This is a genomic window from Candidatus Cloacimonadota bacterium, assembly GCA_011372345.1.
In the GTDB taxonomy this organism is placed as follows: domain Bacteria; phylum Cloacimonadota; class Cloacimonadia; order Cloacimonadales; family TCS61; genus DRTC01.
Genome location: DRTC01000575.1, coordinates 1 through 8,218 on the forward strand (window position 1 = coordinate 1; position 8,218 = coordinate 8,218).

At 33.9% G+C, this 8,218-nt stretch carries 11 protein-coding genes; 9 read left to right on the plus strand and 2 right to left on the minus strand.

The window, feature by feature from the left end; translation table 11 throughout:
* Window positions 1–318 precede the first annotated feature (318 nt).
* A complete protein-coding gene (locus ENL20_11035) occupies window positions 319–1,440 on the minus strand; it encodes a hypothetical protein (GenBank protein ID HHE39085.1) in 1,122 nt (373 codons plus the stop codon).
* A gap of 63 nt (window positions 1,441–1,503) precedes the next feature.
* Entirely contained in the window at window positions 1,504–2,082 is a 579-nt protein-coding gene (locus ENL20_11040; protein ID HHE39086.1) for a TetR/AcrR family transcriptional regulator, read from the minus strand.
* Window positions 2,083–2,606: 524 nt separating this feature from the next.
* On the opposite strand from ENL20_11040, the gene ENL20_11045 reads away from it, so the two are divergent.
* The 9 genes from ENL20_11045 to ENL20_11085 all read left to right on the plus strand — a co-directional run bounded on the left by ENL20_11045 (window position 2,607) and on the right by ENL20_11085 (window position 8,039).
* Window positions 2,607–3,017, plus strand: a complete 411-nt coding sequence (locus ENL20_11045) for a transcriptional repressor (GenBank protein HHE39087.1) — start codon at window positions 2,607–2,609, stop codon at window positions 3,015–3,017.
* A 1-nt stretch (window position 3,018) separates the two neighbouring features.
* Window positions 3,019–3,825: a bifunctional DNA-formamidopyrimidine glycosylase/DNA-(apurinic or apyrimidinic site) lyase gene (gene mutM, locus ENL20_11050; protein ID HHE39088.1), complete on the plus strand. Its 807-nt coding sequence runs from the start codon at window positions 3,019–3,021 to the stop codon at window positions 3,823–3,825.
* Between the two features lie 61 nt (window positions 3,826–3,886).
* Window positions 3,887–5,062, plus strand: a complete 1,176-nt coding sequence (locus ENL20_11055) for an FprA family A-type flavoprotein (protein ID HHE39089.1) — start codon at window positions 3,887–3,889, stop codon at window positions 5,060–5,062.
* 104 nt (window positions 5,063–5,166) lie between these two features.
* The gene (locus tag ENL20_11060; GenBank protein ID HHE39090.1) at window positions 5,167–5,664 is read left to right on the plus strand and encodes a thiol peroxidase; all 498 of its coding nucleotides are present in this window, start codon (window positions 5,167–5,169) and stop codon (window positions 5,662–5,664) included.
* A 108-nt stretch (window positions 5,665–5,772) separates the two neighbouring features.
* Window positions 5,773–6,153 carry a desulfoferrodoxin gene (locus ENL20_11065; GenBank protein ID HHE39091.1) on the plus strand — a complete coding sequence of 127 codons (381 nt, stop codon included), beginning with the start codon at window positions 5,773–5,775 and terminating at the stop codon, window positions 6,151–6,153.
* Window positions 6,154–6,239: 86 nt separating this feature from the next.
* Window positions 6,240–6,755: a hypothetical protein gene (locus tag ENL20_11070; GenBank protein HHE39092.1), complete on the plus strand. Its 516-nt coding sequence runs from the start codon at window positions 6,240–6,242 to the stop codon at window positions 6,753–6,755.
* 134 nt (window positions 6,756–6,889) lie between these two features.
* A complete protein-coding gene (locus tag ENL20_11075; protein ID HHE39093.1) occupies window positions 6,890–7,036 on the plus strand; it encodes a MarR family transcriptional regulator in 147 nt (48 codons plus the stop codon).
* Between the two features lie 162 nt (window positions 7,037–7,198).
* A complete protein-coding gene (locus ENL20_11080) occupies window positions 7,199–7,735 on the plus strand; it encodes a rubrerythrin family protein (GenBank protein HHE39094.1) in 537 nt (178 codons plus the stop codon).
* A gap of 163 nt (window positions 7,736–7,898) precedes the next feature.
* On the plus strand, window positions 7,899–8,039 hold the full coding sequence (locus ENL20_11085; GenBank protein HHE39095.1) for a rubredoxin: 141 nt from the start codon (window positions 7,899–7,901) through the stop codon (window positions 8,037–8,039).
* Window positions 8,040–8,218 lie beyond the last annotated feature (179 nt).

Below are 8,218 nucleotides of genomic sequence, written 5' to 3' on the forward strand. Positions count from 1 at the left end.
TTATTGTGGTTAATCATAAAGATCAAACGAAATTAACATCACATAATTTACTATTTAACTTTTTTAATAAACAATTAACACCTGTAATTATTGCAATTAATCCAATAATTTCTCCGGTTCGATGTATTATGAGTAGTTCTGTTGCGTTTTTCACTTTGACTCCTAATTTTGTAACTTCCGAATATTTCGACTTGTCGAATCTTCGGAATGTTGATGTGTTCCTATCCGTACAATCGGAAGATCAGCAAGCTGAACATTCCGATGTTCTTGATTTTAGTTTTTCAATAATCTTTCATAATTTATGTTACACAACCCATATTACAAATGTTTTATATAACATCTTCTTCTTTTATGCTGACGATGTTCAAAGAATTTCCATTGTGCTTGAACTTTGGTGTTGCTTTCCAGTTCGATATTCGTCTCTGCTTTTTCGATTTTATGATCGATATAAGTTTGAATTAATTCTTTAAATAAGAGAGTATTTACTCCCTTTCCCTGCAAATCGGGACGAACTGCTACCAGGAATAAATCTACGGAATCATTCTTTTTTAATGCTTTCAGGATATGAAGGAAACCAAAAGGCAACAGTCTTCCCTTTGCTTTTTGAAAAGCTTTGGATAAAGACGGCATGGTAATTCCGAAAGCAGCAATTTTGCCGGATTCATCGAGGATAAGAGAGATGAATTTATGCGGAATGATTCCCATATAATGTCCGATATATTTTTCGACCTGTTTTTCCGTTAAAGGCACAACACCGTAAAGAGGTTCAAAGGCATTGTTTAGAACTTTGAAAATTTCTTTAGCATAAGGTTTCAGATCTTTTGAACTTTTAGTTTTTAATGTTGTTAATTTATATTTTTTCTCAACGATATTGGCGATTCTTTCGATTTTTTCAGGAATTTTATCCGGCACTTTTACTTCAAATTCAATCCAATCGATATCCTTTACATATCCGCTTTTTTCAAGATGTTTGGAATAATAGGGATAATTATAGATCGTCGCAATTGTTCCCAGTTCTTCGAATCCCTGGATCAGCATTCCTTCAGGATCGAGGTCTGTGAAACCGAGAGGTCCGTGAACTGCTTCCATTCCATTTTCTTTCGCCCAATTTTCTACTGTTTCGAGCAGAGATTTTGATACATTTTCATCATCGATAAAATCTATCCAACCAAAACGGGCATATTTATTTTTCCACTTTTCGAGGTAGCGGTAATTTATGATTCCGGCAATTCTTCCCGAAACTTTTTCATTTTTATAAGCGAGCCATAACTTAACATCGCAGAAATCAAAGGCTGGATTTTTCTCTTTATCGAGGATATTAAATTCATCATTTCTTAAAGGAGGAATCCGGTATTTATTTCTTTTATAAAGTTGATTTGGAAACGAGATGAATTTTTTCAGGTCTTTTTTATTTTGAACTTCTTTTATGATAATGTTCATTTTTCCTTCCTTCAATATACGACCATATAGGTTTTTTGTTCGAGTTTCAGATTAAAAAATATATCACTTCTTCACGATTCCATTGAAAAGTATTTCCAATAATTTATCGACATTTGATTCGATTTCAGGAAAAGAAATATTTATCGACCACGGATATTCCAAACCTTTTAAAGCAGAAGCAATTGCAAACGCTGTCAATTCAATATCGTTTATTTCAAAAATTCCTTTATCTTCTCCGTCCTGTAAAATTTCCCGGATTGTAAACAGTTCTTCCCGGCTGTTCTTTTCCCGTATTTTTTCAATGAAAGCGTAATGTTCCAGGTAATCATCTTCAAGCGCACTGTGAATATTAGCGAGTTCTTTGAGATGCTCCATTTTCTTTAAAATGTAAATTTTCATTTTCTTTTGAGGAGTATCTTCATTGATGATCGCTTCCCTGATCTTTTCTTTCAGAAATCTGTTTTCCTGCTCGACGACTTCTTTAAATATCTCTTCTTTGCTCTTAAAATAATGATACAGAGAAGCTTTTCCCATTCTTGCTGCTTTGGCAATTTCATCGACAGTTGTTTTTATTAAACCGTATCTGGAAAATATTTTTTGAGCAACCTGGGTGATGATTTTCTTTTTTTCATCAGCTTTCAATTTCCCCTCCAATTCTCGAACAATCTCGTTCTGTGGTCGAAAAAATTTTAGATGCTTTTTTCGTCAAGAATATGATATTTTTTTTTGAGTTTTGTATTTGTGGATAACATAAGAAACAGCAATAAATAGTTTTAACTGTTTCTCCCTTTTTCATATTTGTATTTAGAAATGATATAAGATATTGAAACAATAAAAGAAACGAATGTTAAAGATGATATGACTGATGCTCACGGTCTTTTACCGAATTATGAACTTTGGAAAGAAACTCAATAAATACATTTGTTGATTTGGAGATTGGCTGTTTTGGGGATTTAATTTTGAATTGTATAAAACGATATCTAATCATAATTTTCAATTGAGGAGAGAAAAGGGATTTCCGAAATCAAATGAATTTTCAAAAAATTAAGATGGAGTAATTTCATCTCGGTTTCTATTTTTAAAAAAATAAAAAAAGATTTGCTTTTTATAAAATTATTATTACTTTGTAATCGTTACATTAATGTTATTGTAACAAAGAGGGAATAATGATTAATTTTATTGAGATTTTAAAAGAGCACAAAATTGCTCCTTCTTTACAGCGAATCAAGATCCTGGAATATCTTCATAATTATAAAACTCATCCGACTGCAGATATGATCTACAAAGCTTTGATAGATGAAATTCCAACCTTATCCAAAACTACGGTTTATAATACCCTCAAAACATTTGTTGAAAAAGGGATTTTAGCGGAATTATCATTATTTGAAAATGAAGTCAGATACGAATATAATACTGAACCGCATATTCATTTTAAATGTGTGAATTGCGGGAAAATATTTGATATATCAGCATCTTATGAATGTCTAAAAAATAAAGATGTGGACGGTCATAAAGTTCTTGAACATCATGTAAATCTGAAAGGAATCTGTAAGAATTGCAGAAAGAAAGAGAGATAAAATGCCAGAGCTTCCTGAAGTGCAAACGATCGTAGCAGGTTTGAAGAAGAAGATTCTTAACAAAAAAATAGTTTCTCTTTTTGAGGAAAGAAAAGGAACTATCCGGAATTTTATTCGTGTTCCAACTTGTGAATTCGGTTCGATATCAGCCATTTCAAGGAGAGGAAAATACATTATATTTCATACTTCAAATGGATATAAATTCGTTATTCATTTGCGGATGACAGGCAAAATGATTTTTGAGAAAAATTTAGATAAGAAATCCACTCACGAAAGAGCGTATTTCATTTTTGATGATAAGACAAAACTGATCTTTGATGATGTGAGAGCCTTTGGGAAAATTCAAATATATGATATTAAAAATAGAATTGAAAGTTTAGAAAAATTGGGTTTAGAGCCGCTTTCTGATGATTTTACTGCTGAATATTTAAGAAAAAGATTTAGAAATCGGAGAAGCTCTATAAAAAATCTTCTCCTGAATCAGAGTATTGTTGCCGGATTAGGAAATATTTATGTATGTGAGATTCTCTATCGAGCAAAAATTTCTCCACAGAAGAAAGGGAATGAATTATCTATAAGAAAATTAAATTTGATCGTAAAAGAAACAAAAAAAGTTCTTAAGGAAGCAATTAAATATAATGGAACAACAATTTCCGATTATAGAAGTGTGGAAGATAAGACCGGAGAATTTCAAAAATTCTTAAATGTTTATCAAAAAAAAGAATGTCCTCAAGGACATCAAATAAAGAGAATTAAACAGGTTGGACGCTCGACATATTATTGTCCGGTTTGTCAGAAAAAAAAATGAAATGAAGTGTTTAATTGTTCGTTTTGTTAGTTTTGTTCGTTGCTAAAAAAAGGAGGATTTAGTGAAACCGATTAAGATCAAAGAAGGTATTTACTGGGTTGGAGGAATCGATTGGGATCTGCGTAATTTTCACGGATATCTAACCCAAAGAGGTTCGACCTACAATTCATATTTAATATTCGATGAAAAAGTAACTCTTATTGACAATGTGAAATATTATCTTTTTGAAGAATTGCTCAAACGAATCTCTGCGATTGTCGATCCTGCTAAAATCGATTACATCATCCAGAATCATATCGAGATGGATCATTCGGGTTCGCTTCCTGAAATGAAAAAATTGTGTCCGAATGCAAAAGTAATTGCTTCTCCAAAAGGTGTGGAAGGTCTGCAAAAACATTTCAAACAGGATTGGAATTTCCAAACCGTTAAATCCGGTGACATATTAGAATTAGGCAGAAGAAGTCTGCATTTTGTACAGACACCGATGGTTCATTGGCCGGATAATATGGTTTCCTACTGTCCCGAAGTAAAAGTTCTTTTTTCCAATGATGCTTTTGGACAGCATATTGCATCTTCGGAACGCTTCGACGATGAATTTCCCTTCAATATTTTGATGCACGAAGCAGAGAAATATTATGCAAATATTGTTCTTCCCTACGGTAGACAGGTCCAAAAAGCATTGGAAGTTGTGGGAACACTGGATATAGAAACGATTTGTCCGAGTCACGGTTTGATCTGGCAATCCAGAATTTCTGATATTATTAAGGAATATAAAAAATGGTCTGCTAATGAAGTTGAGAACAAGGCTTTGATCATTTATGATACTATGTGGAAATCAACGGAAAAGATCGCCCACACGATCCAGGAAGCTTTTGAGGAAAAGGATGTTCATACAAAAATGTTCAATTTACAGGTAAACCATATTTCCGATATTATGACAGAAATTTTAACAGCAAAATATATCTGTATCGGCTCTCCTACTTTGAATAACAATATCCTGCCGACAGTTTCGGCATTTCTGACTTATTTGAAAGGACTTGCTCCGAAAAGCAGGATCGGACTGGCATTCGGTTCGTATGGTTGGGGCGGACAAAGTGTCGGTATTATTGAAAATGAACTCAAACAATGTGGATTTGATATTTTGGAACAGATCAGAATTCAATACATTCCTGATGAAAAAACATTAACAAAAAAAAAAGAAAAACTATTGGATCAGCTTACAAAACTAACCATGTAACTCAAACAATCCTGTTTGAGAGAGCACAATCAAGATTGATTGTGATACGAATTATTCATTCTTGTTAGTTTTTGTTCGCTGTTAATTAAGAGGAGAAAAATAAAATGTCGAAAATTACTTTAAAAGGAAACGAGATCAATACTTCGGGAAATATTCCTGAAATTGGTTCGCCAGCAAAAGATTTTGTTTTAACAAAAACAGATCTTTCCGATGTAGGATTAAAAGATTTCAAAGGGAAAAAAATTGTGATGAATATTTTTCCGAGTTTGGATACCTCTGTTTGTGCAAATTCCGTTCGCAGATTCAACGAAGAAGCATCTAAATTGGAAAATACTGTTGTTCTCTGCATTTCCCGCGATCTTCCTTTTGCCCATAACAGGTTTTGTGAAGCCGAGGATCTGAAAGATGTGATTTCGTTGAGTGAATTAAGAAATCTCGATTTTGGAGAAGATTATGGTTTGAGGATCATAAATGGTCCGTTAGCAGGTCTTCTGGCAAGAGCGGTAATAGTTTTGGATGAAAATTTGAAAGTTATCTATACGGAACTTGTTCCTGAAATTGTTCAGGAACCGGATTATGAAAAAGCTTTGGAAAGTTTGTAGCCCCATCGTCCCGATGGGAATTGAAAAATTGTTAAACTATAAAAAATAATCTCATTATTTCGAAGTGAAAACCATCGGAACGATGGTGGTACAAAAAAGGAGGTCATTATGACAAAATTAAGAGAGATCTATTACTGCGAAAAATGTGGTAATGTCGTTGAAATCATGAATGAAGGAGCTCCGGCTTTAGTTTGCTGTGGAGTTCCAATGGTTAAGTTAGAAGCAAAAACCGAAGATGCTTCTACGGAAAAACATGTTCCTTATATCGAAGAAACAGAAAATGGTGTTCTGATCAAAATCGGTCAAAACCAGGAACATCCGATGCTGGAAAACCATTACATCAAATTTATCGAAGTCCTGACCGGGTGCAAAGTTTACAGGAAAGAACTGAAACCGGGAAGTAAACCACAAGCAGAATTTCCTGTGAAAAAAGATGATATTATCGAAGTTAGAGAATGGTGTAATTTACACGGTCTCTGGAAAAGCTAAAATTATAGAACTTTCCGAATGGTCAAAAGCTCAAACAGAGATTGGATCTTCGGAAATGTTCATGTTAAATAAAACAAGGAGAGGATATGAATATATCAAACAAGCTGGAGATTGCTAAAGAGGCTATCAAGTTAGAGATCAATGGAAGAAGTTTTTTCCGGAAAGCAGCAGAAATGACTCGCAGTAAACTCGGAAAAAAGATGTTTGAAAAATTAGCAAATGACGAACTCCGCCATTTAAGTGATTTTAAAGAGATCTTTAGTCCGATTGTTGGCAGTGAAGATTGGGACAGATTAGTAAAAGAAGAAAATTCCAAGGGAATGGCACCGGTAATAAAAGATCTTCTTCACAATTTAGAGAAAGGAGATCGTTCTTCCGAATTGGAAGCCATCAAAGTCGGAATGGAACTGGAAAGAAAGGCTATTGTATTTTTCTCAGATATCATAAAACAGCTTGAAGATACACAGACAAAAGAAATAGTCGGCAAAATAAGAGAAGAAGAAAAATTCCATTATGATCTTTTACAGGCAGAATATGATTCGGTTACGAATTCCGGATTCTGGCTCGATGTTTCAGAATTCAAAATGGATGCGAGATTCTGAAAAAATTAAACACTGAAAAACACCAAGTTATACCGAAAGGAAAATCACTTTAAGTGCTTCTTGGAATTAATAAATCAAATAAGCCGGGGCAAGGAGGAAAAATAGCAGACAGTAAACAAGTAATTTTAGATGCGATGCAAGAAGCAGGAAAATCTTTAAAAGGTGGAGAGATCGTTGAATTAAGCGGTTTGGATAAGAAAGAAGTCGATAAAGTGATGAAAGTTCTTAAAAAAGAAGAACTGATCGTATCTCCCAAAAAATGTTATTGGGAACCAAAATAGGAACATACCGAAGTCTTTCTTCCAATTCTTTTTGCTTTTGAGGATTCAAAAGGTTGGCTTGAAGATTAATAAAGATTGATATTGATAACTTTCCGAATCTTACTTGAAAGAATTTCTTAACGGAAAGCTTCGGAAAAGCGTAAAAAAATAGGAGGAAAAATCATGCCGGAATTAAAAGGCACAAAAACAGAGAAAAACTTATGGGATGCTTTTGCAGGTGAATCACAAGCAAGAAATAAATACACTTATTTTGCAAAAGTAGCAAAAAAAGAAGGTTATGAACAGATTTCAGCTTTCTTTATGGAAACTGCTGAAAATGAAAAAGAACATGCTAAATTGCATTTTAAAGCTTTGAATGGGATCGGTAATACGATCGAAAACCTGAAAGCTGCTGCTGGTGGTGAAAACTACGAATGGACCGAAATGTATCCGACCATGGCAGAAGAAGCTCGAGAAGAGGGATTCAATGATATTGCTGCCATGTTCGAAGGAATAGCTAAAGTAGAGAAAAAGCATGAAGAAAGATATAAAAAACTACTAGCAAATATTGAAGCAGGAAAAGTCTTCAAATTAAATGGAAAGGTTTATTGGAAATGTCGAAATTGCGGATACATTCACGAAGCAGAAGAAGCTCCAAAAATCTGCCCTGTATGCAAACATCCGCAATCTTATTTTGAACTTTGGAAGGAAAATTATTAAAACAGCCACGAGACTTGCACTGACTTTTCTATGACAAAAAAAGACAAGATAACAGGATTCACCGGATTGAATCATAAAAAATCCTGTATATCTCGTTAATCCTGTCAAAAAAATAATCTGTGTTCAGTCAGTGAAAGTCAGTGGCAAAAAGCTCGGAGGAAAAATGAAAAAATATGTATGTGATGCCTGCGGATACATTTATGATCCGATGACAAATGACAATGTTGCTTTTGAAGATCTGCCGGAAGATTGGGTTTGTCCCGAATGCGGAGTTGGAAAAGATCTTTTCAGCCCCTTGGATTAAGCGATCAAACTTCCGAAGTATCAAAACTTCGGAAGTTTTTTTAAAAAGTTTGAGTTCACTCTAAAAAGGCAATAATTTGGAATATGTATGAAATTTTGCCCGAAATTTGGAAACTGATGAATCGGTTAATGACCTCTATCTTCTTATTAACCACCAACTTAAGTTGGTGGTTAATGAAA